Raw genomic sequence first — 14,053 nt, 5'->3', positions numbered from 1 at the left:
ACCTGCAGTAAAAAGCGCCTTGCGCTACAACCGAGGATCAAGACCAGAGGAGTTCTATCCATGTTCGAAAACCGTCAGCAAGACCTGGAAAACCTGCTCAAGAAAGACGAAGAGTTCCGGCGGCTCTACAACCATCACCAGCAGCTGGAAAAACGCGTCATGGCGGCCGAAAACGGCACGGCCCCGATGGAAGACCTGGCGCTCAACCAGCTCAAGCGCGAAAAGCTCAAAACCAAGGACCAACTGACGCGAATCATGGACCAGGCCGACGCGGCCTGATGACCCACCCACCTGTTTGATCGTGGCCGTCCCGTCTGCAGCGCGGACGGCCGCTTTCGCGCCCTGAGCAATGCCATTGTGACGACCTACAAAAATGTCCTGGAGCTGATCGGCAACACGCCGATCGTGCGGGTCAACGCGCTCGATACCGGGCCGTGCGAGCTGTTCCTCAAGCTCGAAAGCGCCAACCCCGGCGGTTCGATCAAAGACCGCATCGCGCTGAAGATGATCGAGGCGGCCGAGCAGCGCGGCGATCTCAAGCCGGGCGCCACCCTGGTCGAGGGCACGGCCGGCAACACCGGCCTGGGCCTGGCCCTGGTGGCAGCCAGCAAGGGCTATCGGCTGATCCTGGTGATTCCCGACAAGATGAGCCGGGAGAAGATTTCCAACCTCAAGGCCATGGGGGCCGAGGTCGTGATCACCCGCTCAGACGTCGGCAAGGGTCATCCGGAGTACTACCAGGACCTGGCCCAGCGCATCGCCGGCGAAACCCCGAACAGCTACTTCATCAACCAGTTCGGCAACCCCGACAACCCGCTGGCCCACGAGACCATGACCGGTCCGGAAATCTGGCGGCAGATGGACGGCGATCTCGACGCCATCGTCATCGGGGTGGGCTCCAGCGGCACGATCACCGGCCTGTCGCGCTACTTCGCCGAGGTCGCGCCCGAGCTCGAGCTGGTCCTGGCCGACCCGGAAGGCTCCATCCTGGCCGAGTACATCGCCAGCGGCCGCGTCCGCGAGGACGCCGGCGGCTGGCTGGTCGAAGGCATCGGTGAGGACTTCCTGCCCTCGATCAGCGATTTTTCCCGGGTCAGCCAGGCCTACTCGATCTCCGACCGCGACAGTTTCCTGACCGCGCGCGAGGTGCTCAAGCGCGAAGGCCTGATGGGCGGATCGTCCACCGGCACGCTGGTCGCCGCCGCCCTGCGCTACTGCCGCGAACAGACCCAGCCTAAAAAAGTGCTGTCGCTGGTCTGCGATACCGGGAACCGCTACCTGTCCAAGGTCTACAACGATCACTGGATGCGCGACCACGGCCTGCTGCAAGGCAGCAACCACGGCGACCTGCGCGACCTCATCGCCCGGCCCACCGCCAGCCGCGACGCGGTCATCGTCGGCCACAGCGAAAGCCTGGCCAACGCCTACAAACGGATGATGCTCTACGATATCTCGCAGCTGCCGGTGATGGACGGCGAGCGCATCGTGGGGCTCGTCGACGAGTCCGACATCCTGCTCCACGTCTACGCCGACGAAAGCAGGTTTGCCGAGCCGGTCACCGCGGCCATGGTGGATGAACTGGAGTTCGTGGACTACCGCGCCGCGCTCGACGACCTGCTGCCGATCTTCAACCGCGACCATGTCGCCATCGTCATGGACGGCGAACGCTTTCTGGGCCTGATCACCCGCGTCGATCTGCTCAACCATCTGCGCCGGCGTGCCGCCCGCGGCTGAAACATGACGCCTGCGCCCCGCTGCGCCAATGCAGCTCGCCATGCCTGTTGCTATGATGCGCGCTTGCCCCAGCCCCACTTTCACCTGCGGATCGCCACGTGAGCACTAACAGCCCGGACACCGTCGCCCAGCGCAACTGGTTTACCCGCTTTCTCGATGTCGTGGAGTGGCTGGGCAACCTGCTGCCGCATCCGGTCACGCTGTTTGCGGCACTGGCGGTGGCTATGGTGTTCGTCTCCGGCTTGTTCGGCTGGCTCGGGGTGGGCGTGACCGACCCGCGCCCGGGCGCCGACGGCGCGACCATCGAAGCGGTCAGCCTGCTCAACGCCGAAGGCCTGCGCATGATCTTCGGCAACCTGGTATCGAACTTCGTCAACTTCGCCCCTTTGGGCGTGGTTCTGGTGGCCATGCTGGGCGTCGGCGTGGCCGAAAAATCCGGCCTGCTGTCGGCGCTGGTGCGCGGCATCGTACTCAACGCACCCAGGCACCTGGTGACCGTGGCCCTGGTCTTTGCCGGCGTTTTGTCCAACACCGCCTCGGAGATGGGCTACGTCGTGCTGGTGCCGCTGGGCGGGGCGATCTTCCTGGCTCTGGGCCGCCATCCGCTGGCCGGCATGGCGGCCGCTTTTGCCGGCGTTTCAGGCGGCTACAGCGCCAACCTGCTGCTCGGCACCATCGACCCCTTGCTGGCCGGCATCACCACCGAGGCCGCGCAACTGATCGACCCGGACTACGAAGTCTTTGCCACGGCCAACTGGTTTTTCATGATCGGCAGCACGTTCATGATCACGGCGGTTGGATCGTTGGTGACGATTTTCATCGTCGAACCCAAGCTCGGGGCCTACGACGACTCGCGCGCCGACCCGCACGTGCTCGACGACAGCAAGATGACGCCGCTGAAGTCCGAGGAAAGGCGCGGCCTGCTCATGGCCGCCCTGGCCATGCTGGGAGTGATTGGACTGATCCTGGTACTGGTCCTGCCCGAAACCGGCGTTCTCCGCGACCCAGCGGCGGCGGGGGAAGGCTTCCTGGCCTCGTCCACGCCTTTCTTCCGATCGATCGTGGCCTGGATTTTCGTGTTCTTCCTGGCCACCGGCATCGCCTACGGCCGCACCGTGGGCACGATCAGAAACGACCGCGACGTGATCGACGGCATGGCCTCGGCCATCGCCACGCTGGGGCTGTACATCGTGCTGGTGTTTTTTGCCGCCCAGTTCGTCGCCTTTTTCGGCTGGACCAACCTGGGGCTGATCACCGCCATCACCGGCGCTGACTTCCTCCAGGCCATCGGTTTGACCGGCCCGCTGGTATTCTTCTTTTTTATCATCATGTGCGGCATCGTCAACCTGAGCCTGGGTTCGGCCTCGGCCCAGTGGGCGGTCACCGCGCCGATCTTCGTGCCCATGCTGATGATCATCGGCTACTCGCCGGAAGTGATCCAGGGCGCCTACCGCATTGGTGATTCGACCACCAACATCATCACCCCGATGATGAGTTATTTCGGGCTGATCCTGGCCTGGGCCACCCGTTACGACAAGAACTTCGGCATTGGTACACTGATCGCAACCATGCTGCCGTACTCCATCTTTTATTTTATTTGCTGGACCGTGTTCTTTTTCATCTGGGTCTTCGGGCTCGGTTTGCCCGTGGGTCCCGGCTCCCCCACTTATTACCAAGCGCCCTGACTTCACCATGCCTGAGCCCACCGAAATTCGCCTCGAAAAGGCGCGCGCCATGCTGATCGTCGAGTTCGACGACGGGCAGCACTTCGAAATGCCGTGCGAATACCTGCGCACCCATTCACCCTCGGCCGAGGTTCGCGGCCATGGCCTGAGCGAACCCATCCTGCTGACCGGCAAGGAAAACGTCAACATCGACAAGATCACCCCGGTCGGCAGCTACGCCGTGTGCCTGCATTTCGACGACGGCCACAACACCGGCATCTATTCCTGGCCTTTCCTTTACGAACTTGGCGCTAACATGGAAGCCAATCAGGCGCGCTACGACGAGCGGCTGCAAGAGGAAGGCCTGAAATAATCTCGTTGAATAATCTCGTTCGCCTCCGGCCAAGCAAATGAAGGATTTCTAGGGACCATGACCGATTTCGGCTACAAGGAAGTTGATGCCGACGAAAAGACCCGGCTCGTCGGCCGGGTCTTCGACTCCGTGGCCCGGCGCTATGACGTCATGAACGATCTGATGTCGCTGGGGGTGCACCGCGTCTGGAAGCGCCGCTTCGTCGCCGGTTGTCGGCTGCGCGAGGGCGAGCGCCTGCTCGACCTGGCCGGCGGCACGGGTGACATCGCCAGACTGGCGGCCGGACGCGGCGCCCGGGTCAGCGTCGGCGACATCAATCGGGCCATGCTGTCTGTAGGGCGCGAACGAATGGACGCCGAAGGCAAGGTCGACGGGCTGGACTGGCTGCAGGTCAACGCCGAGCGCTTGCCTTTCGCTGACGCCAGCTTTGATCATGTCACCATCACTTTCGGTCTGCGCAATGTCACCTTTCGCGATCGCGCCCTGGCCGAAATGCATCGCGTGCTGCGGCCCGGTGGGCGGGTTCACATCATGGAGTTCTCCAAGGTTGGCCTTCCGGTTCTCGGAAAAGTCTACGACGCGTGGTCGTTCCAGGTGCTCCCGCGCATCGGTGCGGCGATCGCCGGCGACAAGGAAAGCTACCAGTACCTGGCCGAATCCATCCGCCGCTTTCCCGACCAGGAAACACTGGCCGGCATGCTCGAATCGGCGGGCTTCGAGGAAGTGCGCTGGGACAATCTCAGCGGTGGAATCTGCGCCATCCACCGCGGTGTCAAGGTCTAGTGGGCCATCAGCACGTCGTTCGTCTGCCGTGAGCCGCTATTTCACTCCCCTGCCCGGTTTGTTTGCCGGCGCCGTCGAACAAGCCATTGGCCAGGCCTTGAGCGCCGACGTCAGGTCTTCGGAGCGGCTGTCGGCGCTGGACGGACGCTGCATCCAGCTTGCGCTCCAGGGAACGGGCATCGATCTGTTTTTTATCGGTCAGGACGATCGCCTGCAGGTCATCGCCGAATCCGATCTGCCGCCCGATACCGTCATCCGGGGTTCCCCGTCGGCGCTGCTGGCGATGGCCGTGCCGGACTGGCTGGACGCCAACAGCGGCGTGCGCATCGAAGGCGATGCCGGAGCGGCGCAGGCGCTTGAGAAACTCATGCGTCGACTCGATCCGGACTGGGAGGGCCTGCTGACCGAACAGCTTGGCGACGTATTGGGCCACCAGGTCTGGCGTCTGTTGCGCGACAGCCTGTCCGGCAGCCGGCGCCTTGCCGGCGTGGCCGGTGACCAGTTCAGCCATTTCCTGCGCGAAGAAAGCGGGCTGCTGGTCACCCGGTCCGAAGGCCAGGCCTTCACGCGTGACGTCGATGAACTCCGGGAAGCGGTGGATCGACTGGAAGTCAGCCTGCGCCGGAAGGGGCGGGCATGATTCGCCACTCACTGCGTCTGGTCAGCATTGTTCTGATCTTGAGCCGCTATCGCCTCGATGATCTGCTCGAAGAGGTGCCGGTTTTCCGAATGACGCGTTACCTGCGCCTGCTGACCGGGACGCGCAAGCCGGTCGCCAGCCTCCCCCGCGGCACTCGAATCCGTCTGGCGCTGCAGGAACTCGGCCCGATCTACGTCAAGTTCGGCCAGATCCTCTCGACCCGCCGCGACCTGCTGCCGCCGGACATCGCCGATGAACTGGCCGGACTACAGGATGCGGTGGCACCGTTTCCGTCCGCCCAGGCCCGGGCGATTATCGAACAGCAGCTCAAGAAACCGATCAGCGAGCTGTTCGCTGAATTCGAGGCCGAACCGCTGGCCTCGGCCTCGATTGCCCAGGTCCACGGCGCGCGCTTGCAGACCGGCGAGTCGGTCGTCGCCAAGGTTGTGCGTCCCGGCATCGAGGCCCAGATCGAACGCGACCTGGCGCTGCTCAAAAGCCTGGGTGCCCTGGTCCGCCGCTACCACCCCGAGGGCGATCGGATTCGGCCCGACGATATCGTCAGCGAGTTCGGCCGGGTCATTCATGACGAGCTCGACATGCAGTCCGAGGCCGCCAATGCCTCGCTGATACGGCGCAATTTCGAGGACTCGACCGAGCTCTACATCCCCTCCATCTACTGGCAGTTGACCGCCAGCCGGGTGCTGGTGATGGAACGCGTCAGCGGCGTGCCGGTGCGCGACATCCCCGAACTCAAGCGCCGCGGTGTCGATCTGGAAAAACTGGCCCGGCGCGGTGTTCGCCTGTTCTACACTCAGGTCTTTCGCGATAACCTGTTTCATGCCGACATGCATCCGGGCAACATCCTGGTCGATGCCAGCGATCCGTCAGACCCCACGCTGATCGCGCTGGATTTCGGTATCGTCGGCAGCCTCACGCCCAACGACCTGTACTACATCGGCGAAAACTTCCTGGCCATTTTCAACCGCGATTACCGTCGGGTGGCTGAACTGCACGTCGAGGCCAGCTGGGTGCCGCCGGACACCCGCATCGACGAGCTTGAAGCCGCCACCCGCACTGTTTGTGAGCCCGCCTTCACCCGGCCGCTGGAGGACGTGTCTTTTGCCGAGACCGTGATCAGCCTGTTTCAGGTCGCCCGACGCTTCAAGCTGACCCTGCAACCGCAGCTGATCATGCTGCAGAAAACGCTGCTCAACATCGAGGGCATGGGACGGGATCTCTATCCCAAGCTCAATATCTGGGAGGTGGCCAAGCCGGAGCTGGAGGGTATTTTTCGCGAGCGCTACGGGCTGCCGCGAACGGCCGAGAAACTCGCTCGCCAGCTGCCCAGCCTGCTTGCCCGCAGCCCAGAAATGCCGCACTTGATCTACGAGGCGCTCAAGCTGGCCAGCGCCGGCAAGCTGCGCACGCGCATCGATTCCAGCGATCTTGAACAGATGGGTCAGGCAGTGAGCCGGCACAACCGGCGTCTGCCCGGCTCCATCCTGGCCGCGGGCTTCATCATCGCCAGCGCGGTACTGGCGGGTTACGAGATCCCGCCCATGCTCGCAGAGTATTCCCTGCCGGCACTGACCAGTCTGGCTTTGGGGCTGGGCATCGCGTGGAGAGCCTTGCGCAGCTGATTGCCGATCCCGCGGTCAGGGCACACCAAGCTCGAGAACGTGGGTCAGCACGGACCAGCCTGGCTCGGCAACGGCAACGGCTCCGACCAGACCGGCAGGCAAGGACGGATCACGCAGTGTCCACTCCGGCGCGCCCGGCCAGTCCGCCGGCAACCGCCGCGGTTGTCCGTCGACCGGATCCAGCTCGAGATCGCCGAGACTGGAAACGACGCTGCCCCCCCTGGCCTTGACCAGGGCTTCGCGCCGGCTCCACAGGTTCAGAAAGCACTCGGAACGCGCCGGCTCGGCAAGCGCGGCCACGGTCCGCGCTTCGGCCGGAGAAAGAAAGCGCTGCGCCAGCGCCGCGGCGCGGGGCAATTCGCGCCGGCGTTCGATATCCACCCCGACCGCCGAATGCCTCGCCACAGCAACAACCAGCCAGTCACCCGAATGTGACAGGTTGAAGCGCAATCCGCCGGCCGCCAGCGCCGGGATCAATTCCGGCTTCCCGGTCGGGCCACGGTCAAAACGAACCGCCTTGCCCGGGCAATCCAGGTAGCTGCCCAGCAGCAGGCGCAGCAAAAAGCGCTGGCGAAACTTCAAGATCTGCTGCTGCTCGCGCTGCCCCGGAGAGCCCGGCTTCCCGGCAAGCGGGAACGCCGCCAGATCGCTGACCCATAAATCCACAAGACCGGGCTCCGGCAGCGGGCGGCGTTGCAAAGGCAGCTGCACTGTGATCATTTCCGTCACGATGCGTCAAACCGGGAAGTTCCGGCCACGCCGAACCCGCCGGCCGCACGCGCTCGCGGCAGATCGTCCGGTCCAACCCCACCCAGCGCCAGCACCGGCAGCGGTGAGTCGGCGCACAGCCGTTCGAAACCGCTCCAGTCCAGCTGCGGCCCCGAGGACCGGCCCGGACCGATTGATGCGACTGGAGAAAGCGTGACCAGGTCCAGGCCCAGGCGACCGGCGAGCCGAAGGTCTTCGGCGGTCTGGCAGGACGCCGTAACGATCCGATCGGCAGGCAGGGGACGAGCACGACAGGCCCGCAGGCGCTCGAGACTCAAATGCACACCGTCGGCACCGACGGCTTCGGCCAGCGTGGGCTCGGCGTTGAGCATCCAGCGTGCACGGTAACGGCGCGCCAGCGCGCCGCAGCACAGGGCAAGCGGCCGCAACTCCGACGCGGTTAATGAATTCGCGCGCAGCTGGACCCAGCCATAACCGGCCTGAAGACGTGACTCCCAGTCGCTCAGGAAGGATTCGGTATCGGCGAAGGCAGCCGGGTCGGGGCTGATCGCGTAGCGGGGATCGAGCGCCAGCGCCTTGAGCATGGGCCGGTCGGCGGCCGGCATGGGCAAAGTCCCGGCCTGTTCCAGACTGACCCAGGCCAGGGCCTGACCTTCAAGCCCCGTCGGCACGCCCTCCCAGGCGCCGACCTCGCGCAGCAAGAGCCGTATGCAGCGATCCTCGTAGTGGTGGGTCAAAGACAGCAGAGGCCGGGACCGAGTTATCCCGATGCCCAATTCCTCGGCCAGTTCCCGGACCAGGCCTTCGGCGGGAGACTCGTCCGGCTCCAGCTTGCCGCCGGGAAATTCCCAGCGCCCGGCCAGGTGTTTTCCGGCGGGGCGCTGCGCCAGCAATAAGCGGCCCTGCCCATCGCGCAGGACAGCCGCGACTACCGCAACGCTCTTCACGCCACGGGGCTGATCAGTTGGTTCAGGTCAGCCTGCCGTGGCACTGCTTGTATTTCTTGCCCGACCCGCAAGGGCAGGGCTCGTTGCGCCCGACCTTGCGGCCCTCTCTGACGAAAGGTTCCGGTGCGGCCTGGCCGGAGGCGCCTTCTGCTGGCTGACCGGCCGTTGCCGACTGGGCCTGGGCATGCTGAAACTGCATCGGCGCTTCCCGGCGGCGTTGCTGGTCGACAGCATCGACGTCTTCCTCGGAGCGGATACGGACCCGCGCCAGGGCCTTCATCACTTCGTATTTCATGGTCTCGAGCATGTTGGTAAACATCTCGAAACCCTCGCGCTTGTATTCCTGCTGCGGCTTTTTCTGGGCGAAAGACCGCAGGTTGATGCCGCGGCGCAGGTAATCCATGCTGGCCAGGTGTTCTTTCCACTGCTGATCGAGGATGCTCAACATCAGCGCCTTCTCGAACTGGCGCATGACCTCCGAACCGGTCATCTCCTCCTTGGCACGGAAATGGTTGTTGACGGTCTCCATGATGCGCTCGCGCAGACCGGCCTCGTCAAGGTCGGAATCCGCCTCCAGCCACTCCCGGATCGGCACATCAATGCCGAATTCACCTTCAAGGGCTTTCTCCAGCCCCTCCGGGTCCCACATCTCGTCGATCGACTCCGGCGGAATGTAGCGGCTGATGAGGGCATCGAAAGTCTCTTCCCGGATGGAGTCGATCAGATCCTTGATGTCGTCGGCTTCCATCAGCTCATTGCGCTGGGTATAGATGACCCGGCGCTGATCGTTGGCGACATCGTCGAAATCCAGCAGATGCTTGCGCAGATCGAAGTTGTGGGCTTCGACCTTGCGCTGGGCGTTCTCGATCGCCTTGGTCACCCAGGGATGCTCGATGGCCTCGCCGTCCTCCAGCCCCAGTTTCTGCATCATGCCGCCGAGCCGGTCAGAGGCGAAGATGCGCATCAGGCTGTCGTCCAAAGACAGATAGAAGCGGCTGGAGCCGGGATCGCCCTGGCGACCGGAGCGGCCGCGCAGCTGGTTGTCGATGCGGCGCGATTCATGGCGTTCGGTGCCGATGATATGAAGCCCGCCGGCAGCAAGGACTTCATCGTGGCGCTTCTGCCATTCGGCCTTGAGCGCTTCGCGTTTCTCGGCCGGAACCTGCTCGCCGTGCTCGGCCAGTTCGGACTCGAAGTTGCCGCCGAGTACGATATCGGTGCCGCGACCGGCCATGTTGGTGGCAATGGTCACCGCGCCGGGGCGGCCCGCCTGGGCGACGATGGTCGCCTCGCGCTCGTGCTGTTTGGCGTTGAGCACTTCGTGCGCAACATTTTCTTTCTTGAGCTTTTTCGACAGCAGCTCGGAAGTCTCGATCGAGGTCGTCCCGACCAGTACCGGCTGCTTGCGTTCCACGCAGTCACGAATATCGTCAACGATGGCCTCGAACTTCTGGTTCTGATCCAGAAACACCAGATCCGCCCGATCCTCGCGGATCATCGGCTGATGCGTCGGGATCACAACCACCTCGAGTCCGTAAATCGTCTGAAACTCGTAGGCTTCGGTGTCGGCCGTACCGGTCATGCCGGACAGCTTGTCGTAAAGGCGGAAGTAGTTCTGGAAGGTGATTGAGGCCAGGGTCTGGTTTTCGCGCTGGATGGGGACGCCTTCCTTGGCCTCTACGGCCTGGTGCAGGCCCTCCGACCAGCGACGTCCGGCCAGGGTGCGGCCGGTGAATTCATCGACAATGACGACGTCGCCGTCGCGGACGATGTAGTCGACATCTTTCTGGAACAGGTGATGCGCGCGGAGCGCGGCATTGAGCGTATGCATCAGGCTCAGATTATTGGCGTTGTAGAGGCTCTCGCCGCTCTCGAGCAGACCGGCTTCGCTCATCAGCCGCTCGACCTTGGCCATGCCCTCTTCGGTCAGGTAAACCTGCTTGGCCTTTTCATCGACGCTGAAATCGCCCGGACCATCTTCTTCTTCCTGGCGGTCCAGGTAGGGCACGATACGATTGATCTTGACGTAGAGTTCCGGTCCGTCGTCGGCCGGGCCGGAAATGATCAGGGGCGTGCGCGCCTCGTCGATCAGGATGGAGTCAACCTCGTCGACAATGGCAAAGGCCTGCCCTCGCTGGACTTTCTGCTCCAGCGAAAAGGCCATGTTGTCGCGCAGGTAGTCGAAACCGAGCTCGTTGTTCGTGCCGTAGGTGACATCGGCGGCATACGCCTGGCGCTTTTCGGTCGGCGCCATTCCCGGCACCGACACGCCCACCGTCAGGCCAAGCGCGTCGTAAATCGGCTTCATCCAGGCCGCGTCCCGGCGAGCGAGGTAATCGTTGACCGTGACCACGTGCACGCCGCGATCGGCAATGGCGTTGAGATAGACCGCCAGCGTGGACATGAGCGTCTTGCCCTCGCCGGTCTTCATTTCGGCGATCTTGCCCTGGTGCAAGACGATACCGCCAATCAGCTGTACGTCGAAGTGACGCAGTCCCATGGTGCGGACCGACGCCTCGCGCACCGCGGCAAAAGCATCCGGCAGGAGGTCATCGAGCGACTCTCCCTCGGCGTGGCGGCGACGCAGCGTTGCCGTTGTCGCCTTCAGGTCTTCGTCGGAAAGGGCCTGAAAGCTCGATTCCAGGGCGTTGACGGCCTCGACCGATTTCTGCATCTGTTTGATCAGCCGATCGTTTCGGCTGCCGACGATTTTGGTGATCAGGGATCTGAACATGAAAAGTCCGATAGTCTGTGCACGACAGGTTGAATAGACACTTGGGGGCGCCGGCCGGCACGCGCAAGATAGCCGCTCATTCTAGCGCGGCAGACCGCTAAACTGTACCCGGTCAGGCTTTGGCCGCGAAGAGCCTATCAGAATGAAGCAAGGTGCTGAAAAGCTGCCAATCGACATCGTCGCCGGCTCGAACCCGCTGCAGCGCCTGGTTCGGGCCCAGCGCGTCTTCGAGGCCCTGGACGCCAAGATTCAGCCGGCGCTGTCGCAGGCGGTGCGCGGCCGCATTCGCGTGGCCTGCGTGGACGGAGAGACCCTGGTGCTGGCCGCGGACTCGCCGGTCTGGGCCAGTCGCGCGCGGCTGGAGGCCGACCACGCGCTGGAGATCGCCCGCACCGTCTGGCCGGAAGCGCTGACCAAGGTTCGGGTCATCGTCGCCACGGGTTCGGGCTAGTGGTTCGGAGTTCGGACTTAGTGGCCTACAGGCCGTCCGCTAGACGGCCTGCGCCGGCTGCACATAGGAAATCGGGGCGGTCGCGGCATCGCCGAAACTGACCTCTTCCCAGGCTTCGGCGTCGGCCAACAGGGTTCTCAGCAGCTGGTTGTTGAGCGCGTGACCCGACTTGTAGCCGGTGAATTTTCCGATCGCGTTGCGGCCAAGCAGGTACAGATCGCCGATGGCGTCCAGGATCTTGTGCTTGACAAACTCATCTTCGTAACGAAGCCCGTTGGGATTGAGCACGCGGAAATCGTCGAGCACCACGGCGTTGTCCATGCTGCCGCCCAGAGCGAGGTTGCGCTGGCGCAGGAACTCGATATCGCGCATGAATCCGAAGGTCCGCGCGCGCGCGATTTCCTTGAGATAGGACGTGGTCGAAAAATCAAGGTCCGCCCGGCACGAACCGCGGCGGATGGCCGGGTGATCGAAATCGATGGTGAAATCAACCTGGAAGCCCTCGTGCGGCTCAAAGCGGACCCACTTGTCGCCATCCCGCACCTCAACCGGTTTGAGCACGCGGATGAAGCGCTTGGCCGCGGCCTGTTCGGCGATGCCCGCCGACTGGACCAGGAACGCGAACGGCCCGGAACTGCCATCCATGATCGGCACTTCCGAGGCGCTCAGGTCGACATAGATATTGTCGATCCCGAGACCCGCCAGCGCCGACATCAGGTGTTCGATCGTGGCGACCCGAACCCCGTTTGCCACCAGCGTGGTCGATAGCGAGGTATCGCCGACCTCGTGGGGATCGGCCGGAATCTCGGCCACCGGATCCAGATCCACCCGCCGGAACACGATGCCCGTATCGGCCGGCGCCGGGCGCAGGGTCATGAGGACTTTCTCACCGGTGTGCAGACCAACGCCAGTGGCCCGGATCACATTTTTAAGAGTGCGTTGATTAACCAAGGAATATCCCGTCTGGCTGACGACTAGATGTCTCTAACCGGCCAATGGTAGCACAGCGGTGCGTCGCAAAAAAGTCATAATTCATCACATCTGCAACACCTGTTGCTATTCCGCAACATCCGTTGTCGCTTTGGTGTCATATCACTGCCCCGGAAAACAGCGGTGGCCACGGGACGACCACCGCCAAAGAGCGAGCGGCACACCGTCGATCAATCGGCCTGATTGCGCAAAAAAGCCGGAATATCAAGGTAATCGAGTTCCTTTTGTTCACCGAACAAGCGACGGTTTTCCGGACCGTCACTGCTGTCGGGGCCCGTCCGCACCGGACGCTGGTCTTCCTCTTCGCGGTCCTGGAAGACCGGCTGATTGTCGGTCCCTGTCCGGACCACCCGAACCGGTCTTTCCTGGACCCGTGGCCGAACCTCACCCAGGCCGGTAGCGACCACGGTCACCCGGATCTCGTCGCCCATGTCGGGGTCGATCACGGTGCCGATGACCACGGTGGCGTCTTCGCTGGCCAGGTCGGCAATGGTCGTGCCCACTTCTTCGAATTCCTTCATGGTCAGGGTCATGCCGGCAGTGACGTTGACCAGGATGCCGCAGGCACCGTTAAGGTTGACGTCTTCAAGCAGCGGCGAGCCAATCGCCGCCTGGGCCGCCATCAGCGCCCGGTCTTCACCCGAGGCGCTGCCGGCCCCCATCATGGCCATGCCCATCTCGCTCATGACCGTGCGCACGTCGGCAAAATCGACGTTGATCAGCCCAGGACGGGTAATCAGTTCAGCGATGCCCTGGACGGCGCCGGAGAGCACCTGATTGGCAGCCTTGAAGGCATTGAGCAGCGACACTTCGTCACCGAGCACGCTCAGCAGCTTGGCGTTGGGGATGGTGATCAGCGAATCGACGTGATGGCCAAGCTCGTCGATACCCTGCTGGGCAATCGCCATGCGGCGCTGGCCCTCGAACGGAAACGGCTTGGTCACCACGGCCACGGTCAGAATGCCCATTTCCTTGGCGGTCTGGGCAATCACCGGTGCCGCCCCCGTGCCGGTACCCCCGCCCATGCCGGCGGTGATGAAGACCATATCGCAGCCCGACAGCATTTCGCTGATGCGGTCGCGATCCTCCAGCGCGGCCTGGCGGCCGACCTCCGGATTGGCCCCGGCGCCCAGACCCTTGGTGACGCTGGATCCGATCTGCAGGCTCGCCTTGCCGGCGAAATTGCGCAGCGCCTGAGAGTCGGTGTTCACGCAGATAAACTCCACGCCTTCGATATCGGCATCGACCATCTGGTTGACGGCATTGCCGCCGCCGCCGCCTATTCCGACCACCTTGATGGTGGCTCCCGGGTTGTAGTTCTCGATCAGTTCAAAAGGCATTTCGTGCACTCCTCGCTCAGTCATT

At 63.6% G+C, this 14,053-nt stretch carries 13 protein-coding genes; 8 read left to right on the top strand and 5 right to left on the bottom strand.

The window, feature by feature from the left end; all coding sequences use genetic code 11:
* The first annotated feature begins 60 nt into the window (after nucleotides 1-60).
* The 7 genes from G3I74_RS13215 (at nucleotide 61) to ubiB (ending at nucleotide 6,837) form a co-directional block, all read left to right on the top strand.
* Complete coding sequence (locus G3I74_RS13215) at nucleotides 61-279, top strand: HP1242/YdcH family protein (RefSeq protein ID WP_164212069.1); 219 nt, start codon at nucleotides 61-63, stop codon at nucleotides 277-279.
* 78 nt (nucleotides 280-357) lie between these two features.
* Nucleotides 358-1,734: a pyridoxal-phosphate dependent enzyme gene (locus G3I74_RS13210; RefSeq protein ID WP_164212068.1), complete on the top strand. Its 1,377-nt coding sequence runs from the start codon at nucleotides 358-360 to the stop codon at nucleotides 1,732-1,734.
* Between the two features lie 98 nt (nucleotides 1,735-1,832).
* A complete protein-coding gene (locus G3I74_RS13205; RefSeq protein ID WP_164212067.1) occupies nucleotides 1,833-3,419 on the top strand; it encodes an AbgT family transporter in 1,587 nt (528 codons plus the stop codon).
* A 7-nt stretch (nucleotides 3,420-3,426) separates the two neighbouring features.
* Entirely contained in the window at nucleotides 3,427-3,771 is a 345-nt protein-coding gene (locus G3I74_RS13200; RefSeq protein WP_164212066.1) for a gamma-butyrobetaine hydroxylase family protein, read from the top strand.
* Between the two features lie 57 nt (nucleotides 3,772-3,828).
* Entirely contained in the window at nucleotides 3,829-4,554 is a 726-nt protein-coding gene (gene ubiE, locus G3I74_RS13195) for a bifunctional demethylmenaquinone methyltransferase/2-methoxy-6-polyprenyl-1,4-benzoquinol methylase UbiE (protein WP_164212065.1), read from the top strand.
* A 28-nt stretch (nucleotides 4,555-4,582) separates the two neighbouring features.
* Nucleotides 4,583-5,194, top strand: a complete 612-nt coding sequence (locus G3I74_RS13190) for an SCP2 sterol-binding domain-containing protein (RefSeq protein ID WP_164212064.1) — start codon at nucleotides 4,583-4,585, stop codon at nucleotides 5,192-5,194.
* On the top strand, nucleotides 5,191-6,837 hold the full coding sequence (ubiB, locus tag G3I74_RS13185) for a ubiquinone biosynthesis regulatory protein kinase UbiB (protein WP_164212063.1): 1,647 nt from the start codon (nucleotides 5,191-5,193) through the stop codon (nucleotides 6,835-6,837). The genes G3I74_RS13190 and ubiB overlap by 4 nt, the downstream gene beginning before the upstream one ends.
* A 15-nt stretch (nucleotides 6,838-6,852) precedes the next feature.
* Here the strand turns inward: ubiB and G3I74_RS13180 are convergent, their stop codons facing one another.
* Genes G3I74_RS13180 through secA form a run of 3 tightly spaced genes read right to left on the bottom strand, consistent with a single transcriptional unit; the run spans nucleotide 6,853 to nucleotide 11,247 of the window.
* On the bottom strand, nucleotides 6,853-7,557 hold the full coding sequence (locus G3I74_RS13180) for a 4'-phosphopantetheinyl transferase family protein (RefSeq protein ID WP_203594741.1): 705 nt from the start codon (nucleotides 7,555-7,557) through the stop codon (nucleotides 6,853-6,855).
* A gap of 5 nt (nucleotides 7,558-7,562) precedes the next feature.
* Complete coding sequence (locus G3I74_RS13175; RefSeq protein ID WP_164212061.1) at nucleotides 7,563-8,513, bottom strand: Nudix family hydrolase; 951 nt, start codon at nucleotides 8,511-8,513, stop codon at nucleotides 7,563-7,565.
* 22 nt (nucleotides 8,514-8,535) lie between these two features.
* Nucleotides 8,536-11,247, bottom strand: coding sequence for a preprotein translocase subunit SecA (secA, locus tag G3I74_RS13170; RefSeq protein ID WP_164212060.1), 2,712 nt, complete (start codon nucleotides 11,245-11,247; stop codon nucleotides 8,536-8,538).
* 142 nt (nucleotides 11,248-11,389) lie between these two features.
* Here secA and G3I74_RS13165 point away from each other — a divergent pair, with 142 nt between their 5' ends.
* Entirely contained in the window at nucleotides 11,390-11,698 is a 309-nt protein-coding gene (locus tag G3I74_RS13165; RefSeq protein ID WP_164212059.1) for a DciA family protein, read from the top strand.
* Between the two features lie 39 nt (nucleotides 11,699-11,737).
* Here G3I74_RS13165 and lpxC read toward each other — a convergent pair whose 3' ends face one another.
* Nucleotides 11,738-12,649 (bottom strand): UDP-3-O-acyl-N-acetylglucosamine deacetylase, encoded by a 912-nt coding sequence (gene lpxC / locus G3I74_RS13160; protein ID WP_164212058.1) that lies wholly within the window; start codon nucleotides 12,647-12,649, stop codon nucleotides 11,738-11,740.
* A 209-nt stretch (nucleotides 12,650-12,858) separates the two neighbouring features.
* Nucleotides 12,859-14,028 (bottom strand): cell division protein FtsZ, encoded by a 1,170-nt coding sequence (gene ftsZ, locus G3I74_RS13155; protein WP_164212057.1) that lies wholly within the window; start codon nucleotides 14,026-14,028, stop codon nucleotides 12,859-12,861.
* Nucleotides 14,029-14,053 lie beyond the last annotated feature (25 nt).

The organism is Wenzhouxiangella limi, from assembly GCF_010499265.1.
GTDB classification, from domain to species: Bacteria; Pseudomonadota; Gammaproteobacteria; order Xanthomonadales; family Wenzhouxiangellaceae; genus Wenzhouxiangella; species Wenzhouxiangella limi.
The sequence above is the reverse complement of the archived record's forward strand: the minus strand, read 5'-3'. Positions and strand labels throughout refer to the sequence as shown.

Coding starts and splice junctions, on each gene's coding strand:
- G3I74_RS13165 (WP_164212059.1), top strand. CDS start 11,390: ATGAAGCAAGGTGCTGAAAAGCTGCCAATCGACATCGTCGCCGGCTCG.
- G3I74_RS13215 (WP_164212069.1), top strand. CDS start 61: ATGTTCGAAAACCGTCAGCAAGACCTGGAAAACCTGCTCAAGAAAGAC.
- secA (WP_164212060.1), bottom strand. CDS start 11,247: ATGTTCAGATCCCTGATCACCAAAATCGTCGGCAGCCGAAACGATCGG.
- ftsZ (WP_164212057.1), bottom strand. CDS start 14,028: ATGCCTTTTGAACTGATCGAGAACTACAACCCGGGAGCCACCATCAAG.
- ubiB (WP_164212063.1), top strand. CDS start 5,191: ATGATTCGCCACTCACTGCGTCTGGTCAGCATTGTTCTGATCTTGAGC.
- G3I74_RS13180 (WP_203594741.1), bottom strand. CDS start 7,557: ATGATCACAGTGCAGCTGCCTTTGCAACGCCGCCCGCTGCCGGAGCCC.
- G3I74_RS13200 (WP_164212066.1), top strand. CDS start 3,427: ATGCCTGAGCCCACCGAAATTCGCCTCGAAAAGGCGCGCGCCATGCTG.
- ubiE (WP_164212065.1), top strand. CDS start 3,829: ATGACCGATTTCGGCTACAAGGAAGTTGATGCCGACGAAAAGACCCGG.